20 protein-coding genes are annotated in these 19,225 nt (G+C 65.6%); 3 read left to right on the top strand and 17 right to left on the bottom strand.

Translation table 11 applies throughout. From position 1 onward, the window contains the following. Positions 1–73: 73 nt before the first annotated feature. The 17 genes from DB032_RS00080 to DB032_RS24025 form a co-directional block, all read right to left on the bottom strand. Positions 74–814, bottom strand: a complete 741-nt coding sequence (locus DB032_RS00080; RefSeq protein WP_107797761.1) for a LytTR family DNA-binding domain-containing protein — start codon at positions 812–814, stop codon at positions 74–76. Then, positions 802–2,517: a tetratricopeptide repeat-containing response regulator gene (locus DB032_RS00085; protein WP_107797762.1), complete on the bottom strand. Its 1,716-nt coding sequence runs from the start codon at positions 2,515–2,517 to the stop codon at positions 802–804. The genes DB032_RS00080 and DB032_RS00085 overlap by 13 nt, the downstream gene beginning before the upstream one ends. 85 nt (positions 2,518–2,602) lie before the next feature. Continuing rightward, positions 2,603–4,759 (bottom strand): UvrD-helicase domain-containing protein, encoded by a 2,157-nt coding sequence (locus DB032_RS00090; protein WP_107797763.1) that lies wholly within the window; start codon positions 4,757–4,759, stop codon positions 2,603–2,605. Between the two features lie 121 nt (positions 4,760–4,880). Next, positions 4,881–6,971 (bottom strand): acyltransferase family protein, encoded by a 2,091-nt coding sequence (locus DB032_RS00095; RefSeq protein WP_107797764.1) that lies wholly within the window; start codon positions 6,969–6,971, stop codon positions 4,881–4,883. Between the two features lie 70 nt (positions 6,972–7,041). Further along, on the bottom strand, positions 7,042–7,512 hold the full coding sequence (locus tag DB032_RS00100) for a DUF2269 domain-containing protein (RefSeq protein WP_107797765.1): 471 nt from the start codon (positions 7,510–7,512) through the stop codon (positions 7,042–7,044). After that, entirely contained in the window at positions 7,509–7,877 is a 369-nt protein-coding gene (locus tag DB032_RS00105; protein WP_107797766.1) for a DoxX-like family protein, read from the bottom strand. The genes DB032_RS00100 and DB032_RS00105 overlap by 4 nt, the downstream gene beginning before the upstream one ends. Further along, positions 7,874–8,713, bottom strand: a complete 840-nt coding sequence (locus tag DB032_RS00110) for an NAD-dependent epimerase/dehydratase family protein (protein WP_107797767.1) — start codon at positions 8,711–8,713, stop codon at positions 7,874–7,876. The genes DB032_RS00105 and DB032_RS00110 overlap by 4 nt, the downstream gene beginning before the upstream one ends. Beyond that, positions 8,710–9,069, bottom strand: coding sequence for a hypothetical protein (locus DB032_RS24020; RefSeq protein ID WP_107797768.1), 360 nt, complete (start codon positions 9,067–9,069; stop codon positions 8,710–8,712). The genes DB032_RS00110 and DB032_RS24020 overlap by 4 nt, the downstream gene beginning before the upstream one ends. A 115-nt stretch (positions 9,070–9,184) precedes the next feature. Continuing rightward, on the bottom strand, positions 9,185–9,712 hold the full coding sequence (locus tag DB032_RS00120; RefSeq protein ID WP_107797769.1) for a GbsR/MarR family transcriptional regulator: 528 nt from the start codon (positions 9,710–9,712) through the stop codon (positions 9,185–9,187). A gap of 118 nt (positions 9,713–9,830) precedes the next feature. Then, positions 9,831–10,061 carry a DUF2061 domain-containing protein gene (locus DB032_RS00125; RefSeq protein WP_019102374.1) on the bottom strand — a complete coding sequence of 77 codons (231 nt, stop codon included), beginning with the start codon at positions 10,059–10,061 and terminating at the stop codon, positions 9,831–9,833. 277 nt (positions 10,062–10,338) lie between these two features. Then, a complete protein-coding gene (locus DB032_RS00130) occupies positions 10,339–11,181 on the bottom strand; it encodes an isopenicillin N synthase family oxygenase (RefSeq protein ID WP_107797770.1) in 843 nt (280 codons plus the stop codon). Positions 11,182–11,315: 134 nt separating this feature from the next. Beyond that, positions 11,316–12,119, bottom strand: a complete 804-nt coding sequence (locus DB032_RS00135; protein ID WP_107797771.1) for a DUF3658 domain-containing protein — start codon at positions 12,117–12,119, stop codon at positions 11,316–11,318. After that, complete coding sequence (cysE, locus tag DB032_RS00140; protein WP_107797772.1) at positions 12,116–12,895, bottom strand: serine O-acetyltransferase; 780 nt, start codon at positions 12,893–12,895, stop codon at positions 12,116–12,118. The genes DB032_RS00135 and cysE overlap by 4 nt, the downstream gene beginning before the upstream one ends. 34 nt (positions 12,896–12,929) lie before the next feature. After that, entirely contained in the window at positions 12,930–13,640 is a 711-nt protein-coding gene (locus DB032_RS00145; protein ID WP_107797773.1) for a TIGR02117 family protein, read from the bottom strand. A gap of 7 nt (positions 13,641–13,647) precedes the next feature. Beyond that, positions 13,648–15,144 (bottom strand): ribonuclease G, encoded by a 1,497-nt coding sequence (gene rng, locus DB032_RS00150; RefSeq protein ID WP_048413615.1) that lies wholly within the window; start codon positions 15,142–15,144, stop codon positions 13,648–13,650. 17 nt (positions 15,145–15,161) lie between these two features. Then, positions 15,162–15,758 carry a nucleoside triphosphate pyrophosphatase gene (locus DB032_RS00155; protein WP_107797774.1) on the bottom strand — a complete coding sequence of 199 codons (597 nt, stop codon included), beginning with the start codon at positions 15,756–15,758 and terminating at the stop codon, positions 15,162–15,164. Between the two features lie 73 nt (positions 15,759–15,831). Beyond that, complete coding sequence (locus DB032_RS24025; RefSeq protein WP_158274200.1) at positions 15,832–15,987, bottom strand: hypothetical protein; 156 nt, start codon at positions 15,985–15,987, stop codon at positions 15,832–15,834. Between the two features lie 19 nt (positions 15,988–16,006). Here DB032_RS24025 and DB032_RS00160 point away from each other — a divergent pair, with 19 nt between their 5' ends. The 3 genes from DB032_RS00160 to DB032_RS00170 all read left to right on the top strand — a co-directional run bounded on the left by DB032_RS00160 (position 16,007) and on the right by DB032_RS00170 (position 19,191). Next, entirely contained in the window at positions 16,007–17,185 is a 1,179-nt protein-coding gene (locus DB032_RS00160; RefSeq protein WP_158274201.1) for a Bcr/CflA family efflux MFS transporter, read from the top strand. A 176-nt stretch (positions 17,186–17,361) separates the two neighbouring features. Continuing rightward, positions 17,362–18,159, top strand: coding sequence for a 16S rRNA (adenine(1518)-N(6)/adenine(1519)-N(6))-dimethyltransferase RsmA (rsmA, locus tag DB032_RS00165; protein ID WP_107797776.1), 798 nt, complete (start codon positions 17,362–17,364; stop codon positions 18,157–18,159). A 126-nt stretch (positions 18,160–18,285) separates the two neighbouring features. Beyond that, a complete protein-coding gene (locus DB032_RS00170; RefSeq protein ID WP_107797777.1) occupies positions 18,286–19,191 on the top strand; it encodes a glutamate/aspartate ABC transporter substrate-binding protein in 906 nt (301 codons plus the stop codon). Positions 19,192–19,225 lie beyond the last annotated feature (34 nt).

Genomic DNA, 19,225 nt, shown 5'->3' on the forward strand with positions numbered 1-19,225 from the left:
ATCAATGATTACAGATGCTTTGGTTTTGTGATCTGTATATATGGCGACGGCGCGCGGGGAGGGAAGGGCGCGCCTAGTCCTGCTGGTGCAGGCATTGCTTGATGCCGGCCAGCTGCCGCCGGCTGACCGGCAGAGGCTGGCCGATATCGGCCAGGCGCACCTGCCATTGTTCCTCGCCGTCCGCGCTGGCGCGGAACAGCTCGCGCAGCGCGTGGCGCATCACCAAGCAATTGCGGTGGATGCGCACGGCGGCGTCGCCCAGCCGCTGTTCCAGCGCGATCAGGGTTTCGTCCAGCAGGTATTCCGCGTCCGGGGTCACCAGGGTGACGTATTTGAGTTCGGCCTTGAGGTAGCGGGCCTGGGAGAAGGGGATGGGCAGCAGGCGGTCGCGCTGGCGCACGGTGAAGCTGGCCTCCGGCTGCGGCGCATCGCCGCGCTGGCGGCCGGCGCGCTCCAGCGCCTGACGCAGGCGTTCGCGCCGCACCGGCTTGAGCAGGTAGTCTATGGCCTCCAGTTCGAAGGCGCTGACCGCGTACTGTTCATGGGCGGTGGTGAAGATCAGCTGCGGCGCCAGCGGCTGGCGCCGCAGTTGCTGAGCCAGTTCCAGGCCGGAAACGCCGGGCATGGAGATGTCGGCCAGCACGATGTCGGCCGGGTTTTGCGCCAGCCAGCTCATGGCCTGGCGGCTGTCGGTCAGGCAGTAAACATGCTGCAGGCCTTGCTCGCGCAGCAGTTGGCGCAGGCGCTCGCAGGCCAGCGGTTCGTCGTCCACCACCAGCGCGCGCCAATCTTGCCAGGGGCTTACAGCACCCATTGCGGCTTGCCCAGCTTTTCCACCAGCATGCGCCAGGCTTGCAGGATTTTCTGGAACTTGTTGTTGGTGGGGGCGAGGTCGCGCACCTTGCTCAGCATGTCGTGGGCGCGGCGCATATGGCTTTCGTGCCAGCCCTGGCGGTGGACGTAGGCCATGGTGGCGTTGATCAGGTTGAGCATGACCTGGATGTTTTGCGGCATTTCCTCGTGGGCTTTGACGAAGCGCTCGATGGCGGAGTCGAATTGCCCGGCCTGGGCTTCGCGCACCGCCTGGTTGTTGAGTTCCAGCACCGATTGCACATTGTCGGCGATCAGCTGGCGGCCGTCCTCGCCCAGGCCCACTTCTTCGAACATGTCGCCGAAGCGCGCCAGCAGTTCCTCGTCGTCGTGATGGTTGCGCACCAGATCGCGCATCACGCTGTTGCCGGCGTCCTTGTGGCCCTGGGCGTAGCAGGCGCGGGCGAACTCCATCTGCGCGTCGCTGCTGAGTTTGGGCGCCAGCTGGCGGAATTTGGTCTCGGCGTCGCTAAACAACTGACGCGCCTTGTCGCGGTTGCCCTTTTTGTTTTGCAGCTGGCTGTCCACCACGCCGGCCATCCATTCGCCTTCTTCGTTGTAGCGGTAGTCGCGGCGCAGATTGGACAGGGTGCGGCCGACGTTGGCGGTGTCGCCGCGCGCCAGTTGCACCCGCGCCAGCGCGGCGTAGTGGGTGGGGCTGCGGTGCCAGGTGTATTTGGCGATGTCCAGCGTGGTCTGGCAGGCGCCTTCCGCCACTTCCAGCTGATTATTGAGCAGGGCCACTTCCGCCAGCTGCTGCTGGCGGCGGAACACCACCGGCGAGATGTCGGTGGCCTGTTTCAAGGTGGCCTGGGCTTCGTCCAGATTGTGGTTGCTACGGTAGAGCTTGGCCAGCCAATCGTAGGCTTCCATCACCCGGTCGTTGTCGGTGAGCACCTCTTCGAACAGCAGCCGCGCTTCGTCGTAGGCTTTCAGCCCGGTCAGCGATTTGGCCAGGCCCATCTTGGCCCAGGGCACCGGCTTGATGCGCAGCACGTCCATGTACAGGGAACGCGCGCTGTCGAAGTCGCCTATCTTCAGCGCCAGCGAGCCCTTGAGCTTCATGAAGTCCAGCGTGAATTCGCCTCGCTCGCCGATCAGGCGCGTGCAGACTTCGATGGCGCTCAGGTATTCGTGGCGCATGATGGCCTCGTCCACCAGACGGAAGGCTTCGCGGCGGCGCATCGCTTTTTCCAGCCGCTCGCGCAGCACTTCGCCGGTGAAGGGTTTGAGCAGGTAGTCGTCCGGCCCCAGTTCCGCGGCGGAGATCACGCGCTGGGAGCGGCGCTCGCCGGTGACGATCATGAACACGCAGGACTGCTTGATCAGATTGCGTTCCTTGACCTCTTCGAACAGGTAGAGGCCGTCGTAGCCGTTGCCCAGATCGTAGTCGCACAGCACCACGTCGAACTCGTACTTGCCCATCTTGGCCAGCGCGTCGCCGGCCTTGCTGGCGTACTCCACCTTGTCGGCGCCGAAGGAGGAAAGGGTCATCGCCAGCGCGCGCTGCATTTCCGGCAGGCTGTCTATGATCAGGAACAGACGCTTGCTGTACGGATCGTCGTAGCTTTTCCGCGGCGCGGCGCCGGTCTTGCTGGCGGCGGCGACGCTCTGGAAGGTGGTCGAGTTGGTGTTGGCTGTGCTCATCTCGCTATCTTTGACGATTCTCCGCAAACTGTCATCAGTGCGACTTACAAAAATCGCTCAAGCGGCCGCCGCCGCGGCGAGAGGCTTAGCCGGCGCTCAGCTTGGCGTAGCGCAGATCCAGCCACTTCACGCCGTGCTCGGCGAAGTTGATTTGCAGGCGCACATCCTCGCCGCCGCCTTCGGCGTTGATCACCACGCCGCTGCCGAACTTGGCGTGTTCCACCGATTGGCCGATGCGGAAGCCCTGGCTGTTGTCGGCGGCCACGCGGCCCACCTTCGGAACCGCGCGCCAGGATGCATTTGTCGATGCATTTGTCTTGGCCGTCGCTTTCACTTTAGCAGATAGGTCGTGGGTGAGCTCCGCCGGGATTTCGTCGACGAAGCGCGAGCGGATGGGGTAGCGGCTCTGGCCGTGCAGCATGCGGCTTTGCGCGTTGGACAGATAGAGGCGCTGACGCGCGCGGGTGATGGCCACGTACATCAGCCGGCGTTCTTCTTGCAGGCCCTTGCCATCGTTCATGCTGTTTTCATGTGGGAACAGGCCTTCTTCCAGGCCGGAGACGAAGACGGCGTCGAATTCCAGGCCCTTGGCGGCGTGCACCGTCATCAGTTGCAGCGCATCGCTGCCGGCTTCGGCCTGGTGTTCGCCGGCTTCCAGGCTGGCGGCGCTGAGGAATTCGGTCAGCGCTTGCGCCGGCTCGTCCGGCATGAAGCCGGCGGCGGCGTTGATCAATTCGTCCAGGTTGGCCAGCCGCTCTTCGCCTTCTTTCTTGTCTTGCTCGTACATCGCGCGCAGGCCGGAGTCGTCTATGGCCAGGCTGACGGCTTCGGCCAGCGGCAGCTCGCGGCCCCGTTCGCGCATGCGTTCCACCAGCAGCACGAACTCGCCCAGTTTGGCCGCGGTGCGGCCGCCGCCGGAGGCGCAGGCGGCCTGCCACAGGGTGACGCCCTGCTCGCGGCTGACCGCTTGCAGGCCTTCCACCGTGCGCGCGCCGATGCCGCGCGCCGGCACATTGATCACGCGCAGCAGCGCGTTGTCGTCTTCCGGGTTGGCGATCAGGCGCAGATAAGCCAGCGCGTGTTTGACTTCCTGGCGTTCGAAGAAGCGCAGGCCGCCGTAAATGCGGTAGGGAATCTGGGCGTTGACCAGCACGTGTTCCAGCAAGCGCGACTGGGCGTTGGAACGGTAGAGAATGGCCATGTCGGACAGATTGAAGCCGTCCCGCTTGAGGCTGCGCACCTCGTCGCTGATGAACTCGGCTTCCTCGCCGTCGGAGTAGGCTTCGAACAGGCGGATCTTTTCGCCCTCGCCGGCGTCGGTCCACAGATTCTTGCCCAGCCGGCCGTCGTTCTGCTCGATCAGCGCGTTGGCGGCATTGAGGATATTGCCCATCGAACGATAGTTCTGTTCCAACCGCACCGGTTCGCTGACCGAGAAGTCGTTGAGCAGGGAGCGCATATTGCCCACTTCCGCGCCGCGGAAGGCGTAGATGCTCTGGTCGTCGTCGCCGACGGCGAACAAGGAGCCGCCGTCGCCGGCCAAGAGCTTGAGCCAGGCGTACTGCAGGCGGTTGGTGTCCTGGAACTCGTCCACCAGGATGTGGCGGAAGCGGCTGCAATAATGTTGGCGCAGCGCCTGGTTGGCGCTCAGCAGTTCGTAGCTGCGCAACAGCAGTTCGGCGAAGTCCACCACGCCTTCGCGGCGGCATTGGGCGTCGTAGGTGGCGTACAGCTCCACCAGCTTGGCTTCGTAGGGATTGAGCGCCGGCGGCAGCTTGTCGGCGCGCAGGCCGGCTTCCTTGCTGCCGTTGATGAAGCTTTGCACCGCGCGCGGCGGGAATTTCTCGTCGGACAGTTCCAGGCTTTTCAGCAGGCGCTTGATCGCCGCCTGTTGGTCGGCGGAGTCCAGAATCTGGAAGGTCTGCGGCAGGCCGGCGTCGCGGTAGTGGGAGCGCAGGAAGCGGTTGCACAGGCCGTGGAAAGTGCCTATCCACATGGTGCGCACGTTGACCGGCACCATGGTCGCCAGCCGGGTCTGCATCTCGCGCGCGGCCTTGTTGGTGAAGGTTACCGCCAGAACGCCGCTGGGACTGGTTTGTCCGGTGGACAACAGCCAGGCGATGCGGGTGGTCAGCACCCGGGTCTTGCCGCTGCCCGCGCCGGCCAGCACCAGCGCGCTCTTGTCGGGCCAGGTGACGGCGCGCAGTTGTTCTGGATTGAGGCCGGCGAGGAGATCTGTCATGGCGAGGTGTCTATCTGGTTCAGGCAAAGCGCCATTTTACACCAGGCGTCGGCATCGTCGGCATTGCGTGGGTAAAAGCGAAAATGGCAGCCGGGAGGCTGCCATTTCGAGGAGGGCGGGTTCAGCGTTCGGCGCTTCTCGCCCAGTCGAAGCTGGGGCGGAAACTATCCGTCAAGGTCAGCGCCATGCTGGCGGTGATATGGTCCTTGTCCTGGTAGCGCACTTTGCCGTCGCGGCTGGCGAAGCAGGTCTTGGCGTCGCAGAACGGATCCAGGGGGTCCCACAAGCGGATGTTGGGGTGACGGGCGGCGACGCGTTGCAGCAGCTGAACAATCTGCAGGCGATGTCGCTCAACGTCCGCGCGCGGCGCGTTGCAGGCCGCCGCGCCCAAGCGGGCCACGCATTCCGGCGGCGACTTGCTCATCTCCGCCTCCGGCAGCACCAGGACGATTTTCAGTCCCAGGCCGGCCATGTCTTGCGCGCTGCGGTCCAGCGATTGCTCCAGGACCTGCAGCGAGGAGGGGCGGTCCAGCGGAGCGACGCCGGCCTTCATGCCGCCGGATACGCTGGGGACGCCTTCGAGACCGGCGGCCACCAGACCGGTCATGGCCGGTCTGCCCGGCAGATCTTGGGCGGTATAGCTGTTCCAGCGCGCGTTGAGCAGCACGCCGGTGACGCCTTGGGCCGCCAGCTGCGGCAATTCCGCGCGCACGGCCCGCGCGAAGCTGGGGCACCAACTGCGTTTCTTGCCTTCGCCCACCGGCATGGCGTCGGCCAGCGGCGGGCAACCGTGGTAGACCCGGCGCAGGATGGCGATGCCGCGCTCCTTGGCCAGCGCGTCGTACAGCGGCATCAGATGGTCGGTGTGGGAGTCGCCCCAGGCCAGCAGTTTAAGCGGCGCGCTGGGCGCGCCGATCAGGCATTGGGCGCGCGGGGACAAGGGGACGCCGGCGGCCGGCATGCCGCAATCGCCGACAAAATGGAAAGCGTCGCGCTTGGCCTGCAGAATGCTTTGCTGTCCCGGCCAAGGAAAGTGCTTGGGCAAATACATGGCGACCGTGCCCAGCAGCCATAGGCCGAGGGTGATGCCGAGGCCGGTTCGCAGCGTGGATCGGGTATCGCGCAGCTTCCGCCATTGTCCCCGGCGCAGCGGTTGTTCCACATAGCGGTAACTCAGCCAGGCCAGCGCCAGTGCCAGGACGCCGCCCAAGAACAGGTCGCGTGTCAGATCGCGTTCGCCCAGGCCCCAATAGCGGCCCAGCGCCAGCAAGGGCCAGTGCCACAGATAAAAGCCGTAGGACAGAAGGCCGATGCTGGTCCAGGGACGGGAGCCGATGCAGCGGCTTATCGGATTGGACGGGTCCAGCATGCCGGCCAGAATGAACAGCACGCTGCCGATGACCGGCAGCAACACGATGACGCCGGGAAAGACCATGCGTTCATTCAGCAGCGCGATGGACGCCAGCAGCAGCGCCAGGCCCAGCGCGGCGATGGGCAAGGCCAGGCGCCGGCCTCCGCGCGGGGGCGGCAGCAAGGCCAGCAGGGCGCCGGCGGCGAATTCCCAGGCGCGGGCGGGCATCAGGTAAAAGGCTTGCGGCGTATCGCGATAGCTTAGCCATAAGCTCAAGCCCAGCGATCCGAGCAAGACCGTGCCCAGGGCCAGACGCATGCGCAGGTCGGTGACATGGCGATCCCCCTTGCTCAGGCGGAAGACGCCCCATAGCAGCAAGGGCCAGACCAGATAATATTGCTCCTCCACCGCCAGCGACCAAGTGTGCAGCAAGACTTTGAGGTCGGCGTCGGAGTCGAAATAATCAAAAGCGTGCTTGAGAAAGTGATGGTTGGCGGACAGCGTGGCGACCGCGCGGACTTCCCGTCCCAGCTTGATCTGGTCGTCCGGCAGCATCACGAAGTAGGCCAGCGCCAGGCTGACGGCCAGCACCAGCGCCAGCGCGGGCGCAAGCCTGCGGATGCGGCGAGCGTAGAAAGCCTTGAAGTCGATGCGGCCTTGCGCAAGCAATTCCTGCCGCAGCAGGCCGCTGATCAGGAAGCCGGAAATGACGAAGAATATATCTACGCCGACAAAGCCGCCGCCGAATCCGGGCAGGCCGATGTGGAAAGCGACCACGCTGAGCACGGCCAGCGCGCGCAGGCCGTCGATGTCCGGCCGATAAGCTTTGGCGTCGATACAGGAGTGGGGAGTGAGCGACATAGTGCGGAAGGCTCAAGCCATGATTCTGGCTTGAATAATAAAAAACCAAACATTCTATCCTTATTCCTACTCAAGCTCCCGGTTTTATCACCATTAGAAAGTATGTCGTAAGCATGGCCAGGAAGGCCGGATAGCCCAGGCATTCCCAATAGCGGGCGTAGCGCCAGTAGCGCACGGGCAGCGGCTGGCCGGCGGCGACGGCGGCGTGCGCCATCGCCGCCATGCGGGTTTGCAGCCGCAGCACCGGCAGCCAGCACAGGCCGGCGAACAGGAACAGGCCGATGGAGGCGAGCAGCCAGTCGCTGGAGAGCGGCCAGCCGGCCTGCCGCGCCAGCCACAGGCCGGACAGCGGTTGGAAGATCACCGCCGGCGTGGTGAACCACCAGTCGGCGCGCACCACCAGCCGCGCCACTTCGGCCTGGGCCGCGGTCTGGCGGCCGCGGTTGGCGAAGAACAGGTAGAAGGCGGAGCCGAAGCCGGTGCCCACCATCAGGGTGGCGGACAGGATGTGCAGGGTTTTGACCACGAGATAGGCGTTCATGCGGAAGTCTCCCGGCGGGCGCCCAGCCACAGCAGCATGGCCAGGATGGGCAGGTTTTTCACTAAGGGGGCGAACGGATGCAGCCAGTTTTCCGGCAGCCAGAGCGCCAACGTCAGGCTGTAGCCGGCGACGACGGCGGCCTGGGTCCGCCATAAGGCGCGGCAGGGGCGTCCCAGCGTCAGCAGGCCGAAGACGAGGTCCAGGCCGCAGGCGGCGAGGAAGAGCGGCGCGGCCCAGGCGGCGGGCAAGGGCAGCCGCTGCAGCATGGCGACGGACGCGTCCCAGGCGCTGAGCGGCGGCTGCAGGCCGCTCCACAGCCACAGCGCCGCCAACGCGTATTCGATGTTGCGCGTGGAGGGCGTCATGGCGCTTCCCGGAATTGGCCGCTGGCCAGCGGCGCGCGTTGCAGCAGCGCGCCGAGGGTGGACGGGTCGCCGCAGCTGCCGTGGTTCAGCATCTCCAGGGTGTCGCGGCTGATCAGGCTGGACGGCCAGCGTTCGGCCAAAGCCGCCAGTGTCCGGCTGGCCTGGGGCGGCAGGTTGAGGATGTAGGCCGGGGCGTTCAGTCCTTGCAATCGACGCAACTGGCGCAGGTAGTCGGCCAGGGTCAGCGCCTCGGCGCCGACGAACTCGATGACGCCTTCCGGCGCGTCGTCGGCCAAGGCCAGCCGCGCCAGCCCCTCCACCGCGTCGTCCAGCGCCAGCGGCTGGATGCGCTGATTGCCGCCGTCGGGCAGCAGCCACAGGGGCAGCCGCGCCAGTTGCAGCAATAGCCGGCTGCTGGCGCCTTGCGGGCCGTAGATCAGCGAGGGCCGCGCGATGCGGGCTTCCAGGCCGCTGGCCAGCAGGGCGGCGTCGCCGCGGCCCTTGCCGGCCAGGAACGGGGTGGCGGCCTGCGGGTCCGCGCCCAAGGCCGACAGTTGCACCCAGCGGCGCACATCGGCTTGATAGGCCATGCTGGCCAACTGCAGCGGTCCCAAGTGATGAACGGCTTCCAGCGCGCCGGCTGGGCGGTCCAGCAACTGGCCGGCGGCGTTGACCACCGTGTCGACGCCTTCCAGCCATTGACGCCAGTCGGCGCGCGGCTGGCGCAGGTCCAGCTGCCGGCGCGAGGGCGCGCTGACTTGGTGCCCGTCCCGTTCCAGCCGCTGGCGCAGCGGCCGTCCGATGAAGCCGCCGCCGCCCAAGAGCAGTATCTTCATTGCGCGGTCTCCTGAGGCGCGGCGGGCAGGGGCTGGGCCTGCCGCGCGACGGGGCGGGGCGCCACCTGCCGCCAGACCAGGCGCAGCAGCACCAGCAACTGGGCCACCACGCCCAGCAGCGCCCACATCAGGATGGCACGGATGTCCAGCCATAGAGAGGCGGAAGGGGCGTCCGGCGCGAACAGCAGCACGGCCAGCAGCGGTCCAGCCAGGATCAGGATCAAGAAGGCGCGCTGCCAGAACGGGCCGCCCGCGCCGTGCTCGCACAGGGCCTGGGTCACTTGCCGCAAGGGGCCGGCCAGCAGCCACCAGCACAGCAGGGGGACGATGATCATGCTGGTGATGAATCCGCTCATGGTGTTCTCCTTTGTTTCTGAAATTTCTGTCAAAACAGAAATGTGATGGCAAAAAAAATGCGCGGGGTTTCCGGCGGCGCAAGGCCGCCCGGCGCCGCCCGCGTGCGCGGCGAACTTATTTATCCCGTCCCAGCAGTTTCTGAATGCTGGCGCCCATCTTCAGCACCCGGCTCAGCGTGGCGGTGGACAGGCGCAGCATTTCCCGAGTCCAGGAGGTGAGAGTGTCCATGAACTGCCAGGTGTTGCGGATGCGTTCCTGCGCCAGCGGGCTCTCCTGCTGGAAGTCAGGGCTGTCCATGCATTCCTTCAGCACCAGCAGGGTGGGCTCGATTTCACGGCGCTGCCGCTCCGCCACGATGATGCGGAACAGTTCCCAAACGTCGCCCGAAGTTTCAAAGTGGTCGCGGCGGTCGCCCAGCACGTGCACGATGCGGATCAGCTGCCAGTTCTGCAGCTCTTTCAGGCTGTTGCTGATGTTGGAGCGGGCCACGTTGAGGGTGTCGGCCAGTTCTTCGGCGTTCAGCGGGCGGCCGGTGATGAAGAGCAGCGCGTGTATTTGAGCGACGGTGCGGTTCACGCCCCAGCGGGTGCCCATTTCGCCCCAGTGCAGCACGAAGCGTTGGGATACGGGTGTCAGTTCCATGGTGCTTACGATAGTTGTTTCCGAAATTTCTGTCAATACAGAAATTCATTGACATGGAGCGGGACGAAGCGCCGCGAAAGCAAGGCCGCGCCCGGACAGGGGCGCGGCGCCGTTGGCGTCAGTGCTGATGGAACAGGGCGTTGTGTCCGGCGGCGCCGGTTTCGGCGGCTTGGGCCTTGCGGCCGCGGATGCGGTCCCACACCTTCTCGTGGAAGTAATAGGCCACGGTGTTGACCAGCGGTTCCACCAGGGCCAGCAGGCTGGAGACGCCGATATTGCCGGTCAGCAGATAAGCCACGCTGAAGGCGACGGTGAAGTGGCAGATGGCGAAAGTAATGGTCTTGAGCATGGCAGGGCTCCACGTTGAGTACTCATTGAATGATAGTCATTATCATTTGAGTGGGCCAGTTGAATATTTTGCTCAGAGCGATAGCATTTTACTAATGAATTTTTGGATTTGATTGCGGAGGGCCGCCAGCGGCGGTGGGAAGCCGCCGCTGCGAGGGGTTTGCCGTCTGTTCACGATCGCGCGAGCGCAGGCGAGACAAGGCGTTGCGGCAAGGGGACGATGGATGAGGCTGCGAAGCCGCACCCACCGGGTTACGCCGCGCGACGCGCGGCGGTTCTTACATCTTGACGCCCAGTTCGCGCAGGCGCTCGTTCAGATAGCTGTCCGCGGTATAGCGTTCGGACAGCACCACTTCCGGACGCGGGTGCAGGAAGAGCGGCAGCGAGATGCGGCTCTTGGTCGCGCCTTCGCCGCTGGGGTTGACCACGCGGTGTTGGGTGGACGGATAGTAGCCGCCGGAGGCCTCTTGCAGCATGTCGCCGATATTGACCACCAGGGTGCCGAAATCACAGGGCACGTCCAGCCATTCGCCTTGCTTGTCCTGCACTTGCAGGCCGGGCTCGTTGGCGGCGGGCAGGATGGTCAGCAGATTGATGTCGCCGTGGGCGGCGGCGCGCAGCGAGCCGGCCGGCTCTTGGCCGGTGAGCGGCGGATAGCGCAGCACGCGCAGCAGGGTTTTCTGGCTGTCGGCGATCATGTGGGACAGCGGCTCGGTGTAGCTGGCGGCGATATGGGCCGGTGTGTATTGCTGCACCCAGGACAGCAGCTCCTGCGCCAGCTGGTTGGCGACGGCGTAGTAGTGGTCGGCGTCGGCCTTGAGTTCCGGCGGCACGCGGCCCCAGGGGTAGATGTGGAAGTATTCCTTGATGTCTTTCAGGCTTGCGCCCTTGGCGGTTTCCGATACCTCCGGGGAGAACCAGCCGTCCTGACGTTCCATGGAAAAGGCGTAGTCGTATTTGGTCTGGCTGTTGAAGAAGGCCAGCCAGTCGGCGTAGATCTTTTCCACCAGGCTTTGCGGGATCGGATGGTTGACCAGCACGCCGAAGCCGGTTTCGTGCAGGGAGCGGGTGAATTGTTCCGCCGCGTCCGGCGCGTGGTAGTCGACAACTCTGACATTCATGGGGTGGGGTTCCTGAGGATTGCAGGACGCTGCCATTCAATGGCGGGGCAGGCGCCGAGGGCTGGGATTTTACCCGCGGCTCCCGGCATCACCAAGCGCGGGCCGCGGGGGTGTCGCGTCGCGGCAACGTCGGTTCAGCCGCCGACGCGGATGAAGGGCGAGGAGCCGCCGCCGGCCATGGTTTCGGCGCGGAGCCGGCCCGCGCGCAGCAACTGCTGGACGCGCCAGAACAGGATGTCGGAGGACAGCAGCGCTTCCCGGATGTGGACGAGGGCGTCGCCGACCAGGCGGGACACCGCGCGCGGCTGCTCGCCGCTCAGCTCCAGCAACAGCGCGTCGTAGCGGTCCAGCGGCGCTTCGACGACGTCATCGTCTTGCAGGTGGCGCAGGCCTTGGCCGTGTTCGCGCCAGCGGCGCCATTGCGAGGCCAGCGTCTGGCGTTCGCCGGCAGCCAGCGGGCGCTCCCGCCGCCGGTAATCCGCCAGCCGTTCCAGCGGCAGCATGGCCATGCTCCATTCCGCCATCTCGTCGCCGGCCTGCCAGACGGGCTCCGGCGCGGCGCAGACGGTCAAGGGACAGTCCGCCGGCAGTTGCTCGGCCAGCAGCGCCAGCGCCAGGCGGTCGCCGGCGTTGCGGCCTTGCCAGACGGTGAGCGGCCGCGGCCGCTCCAGCAGCCGCAGCAGCGCTTTGCGGCCGGCTTGATGCCGGCGCAGCCAATCGTCCTCGTATTCCGGCAGCCAGGGCTGGGCCTGCAGCAGTTGTTGATGCCAGGCCAGGCGCAGGCCTTGATCGATGGCGTCGGCGTCCAGCAGCGGCCCGGCGCTCAGGTCTTCGATGAAGGGCAGGACCTCGCCGTCCAGCAGGCCGTCGCGCCGCAGCGCGTTCAGCATGCCGGCGGCGGAGTCGCCGACGGCGAGGTGAACCCGCTCCGCGCTCATACGCGCTGGTCCATGTCCAGCGCTGGGGTGCCTTCGGCGCGGGCCACCACGCGGGCGGGCACGCCGACCACGGTGGTGTGGGCCGGCACGTCTTCCAGCACCACGCTGCCGGCGCCTATCTTGGCGCAGGCGCCCACCAGGATGTTGCCGAGAATGGAGGTGTTGGCGCCGATCAGCACGCCGTCGGCGATCTTGGGATGGCGGTCGCCGTGTTCCTTGCCGGTGCCGCCCAGGGTCACGCCCTGCAGCAGCGAGACGTTGTCGCCGATGACGGCGGTTTCGCCCACTACCACGCCGGTGCCGTGGTCCAGCATCACGCCCTGGCCGATGCGCGCGGCCGGGTGGATGTCGGCGCCGGTGACTTCGGAGATGCGGTTCTGCAGAAAGAGCGCCAGGGTTTTGCGCTCCTCCCGCCACAGCCAGTGGGTGATGCGCTGGCACTGGATGGCGTGGAATCCCTTGAAGTAAAGCAGCGGGGTGGAGTAGTTGTCGCAGGCCGGGTCGCGGTCGAAACAGGCGCTGATGTCGGCGCGGGCGGCGGCGCTGATGGCCGGATCGGCGTCCAGCGCCTCGCGGAACAATTCCATCAGCGCGCGGGCGTCCATCACCGGGCTGGCGAGCTTGCTGGACAGGTGGAAGGCCAGCACGTCTTCCAGGGTGGTGTGGCGCAGCACGGTCATGTGCAGGAAACTGGCCAGCATGGGCTCGTCTTGCGCGGCTTGTTCGGCTTCCCGCCGGATGGCGGACCAGAGCGGGTCGCCGTTTGCTTCGTTCATTTTGCTAAACTCCCTTGCGCTGGGGCGGCGCGCCTCAGCGGTCTTTCAATTGCCAGAATAGTGCGCGGTCGAACGGGGACCACCAGGCGGTGCGCGCGCCGCTGGCGGCCAGCGCGTCGCGTACCCACTGGTTGCAGGTGGTCAACGGGCTGTAACGGCCGTTGGCCAGGTAAAACGCGTCCTGATCATGATAATGATAGCCCGGCATCCACAGGGCCTGGCCGGCCGCGTCGCGGGCGACGGCGGCCTGGATGAAGTCGGTCAGCCGCCGGTATTGTTCCGGCGCGAGCAGCAGGCGCCGGGTGGCGGCGCCTTCGCGCGGCGTCGGCAGGTATTCCACGTGCAGCACGGCGCCGTCCAGCCCGGACAGCGCGTAGAGCGCCTTGCCTGGGGTGAGGTCGGACCAGTTCCGCGTTTCCAGGTAAAAGCTGCGGCTGCCCCAGCCTATGCCCACATAGGGCAGTTTGTCCAGATTGGCCCCGGTCCGCGGATGGCGCGGGGAAAAGGTCTCGTCCCAGTCCATGCCCGGGGCGCGGCGGGGCAGCAGCAGGCCGGCGTGCACGCCGTTGCTGTCCAGGTAGACCGGTATGCCGGACTCGGCCGGCCGCCAGTCCCGGTTGACCGGCAACAGGCCCAGGGTCAGCGCGGCGAGCAGATAGAGGGCGATCAGAGCCAGCAGGCCCAGCGCCGCGCGGGACAACAGGCGCGGCAGCCGGGCCGCCGGACGGGGCGGGCGGGATGGCATGCGCGGCTTACAACAGGACGACGTCGAATTGTTCCTGGGTGTAAGTGGCTTCCACCGACAGCGAGATCGGCTTGCCGATGAAGTCGATCAGCATCGCCAGGCTTTGCGATTCCTCGTCTATGAACATGTCGATCACCGATTGCGCGGCCAGGATGCGGTAGCCCTTGGCGTCGAACTGGCGCGCCTCGCGCACGATTTCGCGCTGGATCTCGTAGCACACGGTTTGCGCGGTCTTGATCTCGCCGCGGCCCTGGCAGGTGGGGCAGGGTTCGCACAGCACGTGGGCCAGGCTTTCGCGGGTGCGCTTGCGGGTGATTTCCACCAGGCCCAGGCTGGTGAAGCCATTGAGGGTGACGCGGGTGCGGTCGCGCGCCATCGCCTTGGCCAGCTCCGCCAGCACCGCGGACTGGTGCTCGTCGTTGTCCATGTCGATGAAGTCGACGATGATGATGCCGCCCAGATTGCGCAGCCGCAGTTGCCGGGCGATGGTCTGGGTGGCCTCCAGATTGGTCTTGAAGATGGTTTCGTCGAAATTGCGGTTGCCGACGAAGCCGCCGGTGTTGACGTCTATCGTGGTCATCGCTTCGGTCTGGTCGATGATCAGGTAGCCGCCGAACTTGAGGTTGACGCGGCGCGCCAGCGCCTTGTCGATCTCGGCTTCGATGCCGTGCAGCTCGAACAGCGGGCGTTCGCCGCTGTAGCGCTCGATCTTGTCCACGGCGATCTGCACGTATTGCTCGGCGAACTCCACCATGCGGCTGTAGTTCTCGGTGGAATCCACCACCACCTTGTCGGTGAAGTCGCTGACCATGTCGCGCAGCACGCGCACCGCCAGCGGCAGGTCCTCGTAGAGCAGGCTTTGCGCCGGCAGGTGCTGGGACTTGTGGCGGATGTCGGACCACAGCTTGGACAGGTAGTCGATGTCGGCGGCCAGCTCGTCGTCGCGCGCGGTCTCGGCGCTGGTGCGGATGATGTAGCCGCGCGGGCTATTGGCCGGCAACAGCTTTTCCAGCCGGGACTTCAGATTGTGGCGCTCGCTTTCGCTGTCTATCTTCTGCGAGACGCCGATGTGCTCTTCCTGAGGCAGGTGCACCAGGAAGCGACCGGCCAGAGAGATCTGAGTGGACAGGCGCGCGCCCTTGGTGCCGATCGGGTCCTTGATCACCTGCACCAGCACGGTCTGGCCTTCGAACAGCATTTTTTCGATGCGTTGCGGCTCGGTCGGGTGCTGGCGTTGTTCCAGCACGTCGGCGATGTGCAGGAAGGCCGCGCGCTCCAGGCCGATTTCAATGAAGGCGCTCTGCATGCCGGGCAGCACGCGCTTGACCTGGCCCAGGTAGATGTTGCCGACGATGCCGCGGCTGGCGGCGCGCTCCACGTGCAGTTCCTGGACGACGGCGTCTTCCAACACCGCGACCCGGGTTTCCTGCGGGGTGATGTTGACCAGGATTTGTTCTTTGGGGCGCGGCAGATCGCGCGGCAGGGGTATCGATTGATGCAGCATGGTGGTTCCCCGCGCGCTCATGGAAACTGAAAGCCGAATTCGCTCAGCAGCGCCGCGGTTTCGAAGATAGGCAGGCCCATCACGCCGCTGTGGCTGCCGTGGATGCGCTCGACGAAGACGCCGGCCTTGCCCTGGATGCCGTAAGCGCCGGCCTTGTCGAAAGGCTCGCCGCTGTCCAGATAGCGCTCGATGTCCTGCTCGCTGAGCGGACGGAAGAACACCTCGGTCACCGAGGTCTTGAGTCTGACTTGTTCGCCTTCGCGCACCGCCACGCTGGTGATGGCCTGATGGCCGCGGCCGGAGAAGGCGCGCAGCATGCGGCGGGCGTCGTCGGCGTTTTCCGGCTTGCCGAAGATTTCGCCGTCCATCGCCACCGTGGTGTCGGCGGCCAGCAAGGGCCGGGACGGCAGTCCGCAAGACTCCACCACCTGCCAGCCGGCCTCGGCCTTGGACAGCGCCAGCCGTTCGGTATAGGCGACGGCGGACTCGCCGGGCCGCACCGATTCGTCGATGTCGGCGTGGATGCGCTCCAGGTGCATGCCCAACTGTTCCAGAATTTCGCGGCGGCGCGGGCTGCCGGAAGACAGGTAAATCCGGGTGTCATTTGCGGTCATGATAGTCTGCTCATTTGTTCTTTCGGTCGTCGTCTAGGTTACCAGACGCGTGATGCCGCAACCATCGAATCCATCAGACGCCGGGCGTTTTCAGGCCGGCAAGCTCCCATTCAAATGGCGTCAATTTCCTGTTTTTAAAGGCGTGGAAGCGGCGCGCGGACGGGTTTTTTTCCGGCGGCCTGCTGCGGCGGAGCGCGCTGCCCGGTATCATGGCGGCTTGCTTCCCCATCTCCTGTCGTCATACCCCGATGCCCAAGTCCAGCGTTTCCCCGTTTGCCCGCGCCGCCACTTTGGCGGCCATTCTGTTGATCCTGTTCAATCCCTTGGGCATCGATCTTTACCTGTCGGCGATGCCGGCGATGCAGCGGCATTTCCAGGCCGACGTCGCGATCAGCCTCAGCGTGTTCATCTTCAGCCTGGGGCTGGGGCAGTTGCTGTTCGGCCCGCTGGCGGACCGGATCGGCCGCAAGCCGGTGGCGCTGGGCGGCCTGCTGCTGTATGCGGCGGCGGCCTATCTGGCCAGCCGCAGCGACAGCCTGGGCGGTTTCCTGGGTCTGCGCGCGCTGCAAGGCCTGGGCGCCAGTGCCAGCTCGGTGTGCGCGTTCACCCTGGTACGCGATTGCTTCTCCGGCAATGCGGCGGCCCAGCGCTACAGCCTGCTCAACGCCGCGCTGAACGTGGTGCCGGCGATGGCGCCCTTGCTGGGCGGCTGGCTGACCGCGCGCTGGGGCTGGCAGTCCTGCTTTCTGGCGCTGGCCGGCAGCGCGGTGCTGGCGGCGGCGTGGCTGGCCTGGAAAATGCCGGAAACCCGGCCCGCGGCTTCCAGCGCCGCCGGCCCGGCGATGGGCATGCGCCAGGTGCTGGCGACGCCGGCGCTGCGCCGTTACGGCGCTTGCTGCTGCGCGGCGCTGGCCTTGATCGTCAGCTATGTGACGCTGGCGCCGGCGGTGCTGATCGCGCGCGGCGGAGTGGACAGCACCACCTTCGGCCTGCTGTTCGGCGGCAACGCTCTCTTGGTGATGGCGGCCAGCTTCCTGGGGCTGAAGCTGATCGGCCGCTTCGGCCAGAAGGCGATGTTGCGTTACGGCCTCAACATCATGTTGCTGGCCGGCGTATTGCTGCTGGCGCTGTCCGGCCAGCCGGGCGCTTGGCATTATATGTTGCCGATCGGCGTGCTGAGCGTGGGCTTCGCCTGGACGCTGGGGCCGGCCAGCGGCATGGCCATGGCGCCGTTTTCCCAGGGCGCCGGCCGCGCCGCCGCCTTGCTGGGCTGCGGTCAGATGCTGTTCGCCGCCGGCGTGTCGGCGGGGCTCGCGGCGCTGCCCTTGCCGGGCGAATGGGCGCTGGGCGCGACGGTCCTGCTGCTGGCCGGCCTGTGCCGCTGGCTGACCCGGCCCGCGGCGGCGATTCGGGAAAATCCTCACTGATTTTCAAGCGTTTGGCATGTATTGTGAGATTTGTGGCGCGGGTCCGGCTTTAGCTCTTGTCGGGCAGCCTACAATCGGCAGACAATTGGCCCAAATTTGAGAGTTGACTTCGACAATGAGGCGCGGCGGCAAATCACCCGGCGCTTCTCCGTTCTTTGCACTGATTAGCAGATTTCATGAACAAACATATTCCGCGCAAGCGTTTCGGCCAGAATTTCCTGCAAGACGCCAGCGTCATCGCCAACATTGTGCATGCGGTGAACCCGCAGCCGGACGACGTCGTCATCGAAATCGGTCCCGGCCTGGGCGCGATCACCAAGCCGCTGCTGGCGGCGCTCAAGCACTTGCACGTGGTGGAGATCGATCGCGACATCATCAGCCGCCTGCAAAAGGAGTTTCCGGCCGAGCGCCTGAGCATCCACGCCGGCGACGCGCTGGCCTTCGACTTCGCCTCCGTGGCGGAGGGCAAGCTGAAGATCGTCGGCAATCTGCCCTACAATATTTCCACGCCCTTGCTGTTCCATCTGGCCACTTACGGCCAGAAAGTCACCGACATGCATTTCATGTTGCAAAAAGAGGTGATTGAACGCATGGTGGCGGAGCCGTCCACCGCCGATTACGGCCGGCTGACGGTGATGTTGCAGTACCGTTTTGAAATGGAGAATATCCTGCACGTGCCGCCGGAAGCGTTCTGGCCGCCGCCGAAGGTGGATTCCGCCGTGGTGCGGATGATTCCGGCGCCGGGCCGCTGCGGCGTGGCCAGCGACGAGCTTCTGCTGGAGCAGGTGGTGACCACGGCGTTTTCGCAGCGGCGCAAGACGCTGAAGAACAATCTGAAGGGCCTGCTGGACGCGGAGGGTTTCGCCGCGCTGGAAATGGACCCCGGATTGCGGCCGGAGAATCTGCCGGTGGAGGATTACGTCCGCCTGGCCAATTATCTGAGCGCGAAAGGCCACAAGGCCAAACGTCAGTAACGGGGCTTTGGCAACGTAAAAAAATACGAGCGGGCGTTCAGCGCCCGCCGCACTACAAAGAGTCGTCCGTCCCCGTCCTTGTCGGCGGGGGCTGTCTATCACAGGAAGTGAAAAAGGAGAAACTTCATGCGTATTCGCTCCACCCTGATCTGTGCCGCCACTCTGGGCGCCTTCTGCGCCGCTCCGGCCATGGCAGCCGAACTGACCGGCACCCTGAAGAAGATCAAGGATTCCGGCGTGATCGTCCTGGGCAACCGCGACGCGTCCATTCCGTTTTCCTACTACGACAACAACCAGAAGCCGGTGGGCTACTCGGTGGACTTGGCCAACAAAGTGGTCGAGCAGGTGAAAAAAGAGCTGAAAATGCCGAACCTGCAGGTCAAGTACAATCTGGTGACCTCGCAGACCCGCATCCCGCTGGTGCAGAACGGCACCGTGGACCTGGAGTGCGGCTCCACCACCAATAACGTGGAGCGTCAGAAGCAAGTGGCGTTCTCGGTGGGCATCTTCGAGATCGGCACCCGTTTGCTGACCGCCAAGACCTCGGGCATCAAGGACTTTCCGGATCTGAAGGGCAAGAACGTGGTGACCACCGCCGGCACCACCTCCGAGCGCCTGATCAAGGCGATGAACGCCGACAAGAAGCTGGGCATGAACATCATCTCGGCCAAGGATCACGGCGAATCCTTCCTGATGCTGGAGTCCGGCCGCGTCGCGGCGTTCATGATGGACGACGCGCTGCTCTACGGCGAGATGGCCAAGGCCAAGAGCCCGGCCAACTGGGTGGTGACCGGCAAGGCCCAGTCCTACGAGATCTACGGCTGCATGATGCGCAAGGAAGACCCCGCCTTCAAGAAGGTGGTGGACGCCGCGCTGAGCAACACCTTCAAGTCCGGCGAGGTCAACAAGATCTACGCCAAGTGGTTCACCAGCCCGGTGCCGCCCAAGGGCCTGAACCTGAACTTCCCGATGTCCGATGAATTCAAGGAGCTGATCGCCAAGCCGACCGACAAGTCTGCCGAGCAGATGTAAGTCGCGGTTGGCGCGCCGCCGCCCCGTCCTCCCC

The sequence above is a fragment of the Chromobacterium sp. Panama genome (assembly GCF_003052555.1).
Classification (GTDB): domain Bacteria; phylum Pseudomonadota; class Gammaproteobacteria; order Burkholderiales; family Chromobacteriaceae; genus Chromobacterium.

Bases quoted from the DNA above. Each gene is read 5' to 3' on its own strand.
- DB032_RS00095 (WP_107797764.1), bottom strand. From the start codon at position 6,971: ATGTCGCTCACTCCCCACTCCTGTATCGACGCCAAAGCTTATCGGCCG.
- DB032_RS00110 (WP_107797767.1), bottom strand. From the start codon at position 8,713: ATGAAGATACTGCTCTTGGGCGGCGGCGGCTTCATCGGACGGCCGCTG.
- rsmA (WP_107797776.1), top strand. From the start codon at position 17,362: ATGAACAAACATATTCCGCGCAAGCGTTTCGGCCAGAATTTCCTGCAA.
- DB032_RS00125 (WP_019102374.1), bottom strand. From the start codon at position 10,061: ATGCTCAAGACCATTACTTTCGCCATCTGCCACTTCACCGTCGCCTTC.
- DB032_RS00170 (WP_107797777.1), top strand. From the start codon at position 18,286: ATGCGTATTCGCTCCACCCTGATCTGTGCCGCCACTCTGGGCGCCTTC.
- DB032_RS24025 (WP_158274200.1), bottom strand. From the start codon at position 15,987: ATGGGGAAGCAAGCCGCCATGATACCGGGCAGCGCGCTCCGCCGCAGC.
- DB032_RS00130 (WP_107797770.1), bottom strand. From the start codon at position 11,181: ATGAATGTCAGAGTTGTCGACTACCACGCGCCGGACGCGGCGGAACAA.
- DB032_RS00160 (WP_158274201.1), top strand. From the start codon at position 16,007: ATGCCCAAGTCCAGCGTTTCCCCGTTTGCCCGCGCCGCCACTTTGGCG.
- DB032_RS00145 (WP_107797773.1), bottom strand. From the start codon at position 13,640: ATGCCATCCCGCCCGCCCCGTCCGGCGGCCCGGCTGCCGCGCCTGTTG.
- DB032_RS00120 (WP_107797769.1), bottom strand. From the start codon at position 9,712: ATGGAACTGACACCCGTATCCCAACGCTTCGTGCTGCACTGGGGCGAA.
- rng (WP_048413615.1), bottom strand. From the start codon at position 15,144: ATGCTGCATCAATCGATACCCCTGCCGCGCGATCTGCCGCGCCCCAAA.
- DB032_RS00085 (WP_107797762.1), bottom strand. From the start codon at position 2,517: ATGAGCACAGCCAACACCAACTCGACCACCTTCCAGAGCGTCGCCGCC.
- DB032_RS00100 (WP_107797765.1), bottom strand. From the start codon at position 7,512: ATGAACGCCTATCTCGTGGTCAAAACCCTGCACATCCTGTCCGCCACC.
- DB032_RS24020 (WP_107797768.1), bottom strand. From the start codon at position 9,069: ATGAGCGGATTCATCACCAGCATGATCATCGTCCCCCTGCTGTGCTGG.
- DB032_RS00090 (WP_107797763.1), bottom strand. From the start codon at position 4,759: ATGACAGATCTCCTCGCCGGCCTCAATCCAGAACAACTGCGCGCCGTC.
- DB032_RS00080 (WP_107797761.1), bottom strand. From the start codon at position 814: ATGGGTGCTGTAAGCCCCTGGCAAGATTGGCGCGCGCTGGTGGTGGAC.
- DB032_RS00105 (WP_107797766.1), bottom strand. From the start codon at position 7,877: ATGACGCCCTCCACGCGCAACATCGAATACGCGTTGGCGGCGCTGTGG.
- DB032_RS00135 (WP_107797771.1), bottom strand. From the start codon at position 12,119: ATGAGCGCGGAGCGGGTTCACCTCGCCGTCGGCGACTCCGCCGCCGGC.
- DB032_RS00155 (WP_107797774.1), bottom strand. From the start codon at position 15,758: ATGACCGCAAATGACACCCGGATTTACCTGTCTTCCGGCAGCCCGCGC.
- cysE (WP_107797772.1), bottom strand. From the start codon at position 12,895: ATGAACGAAGCAAACGGCGACCCGCTCTGGTCCGCCATCCGGCGGGAA.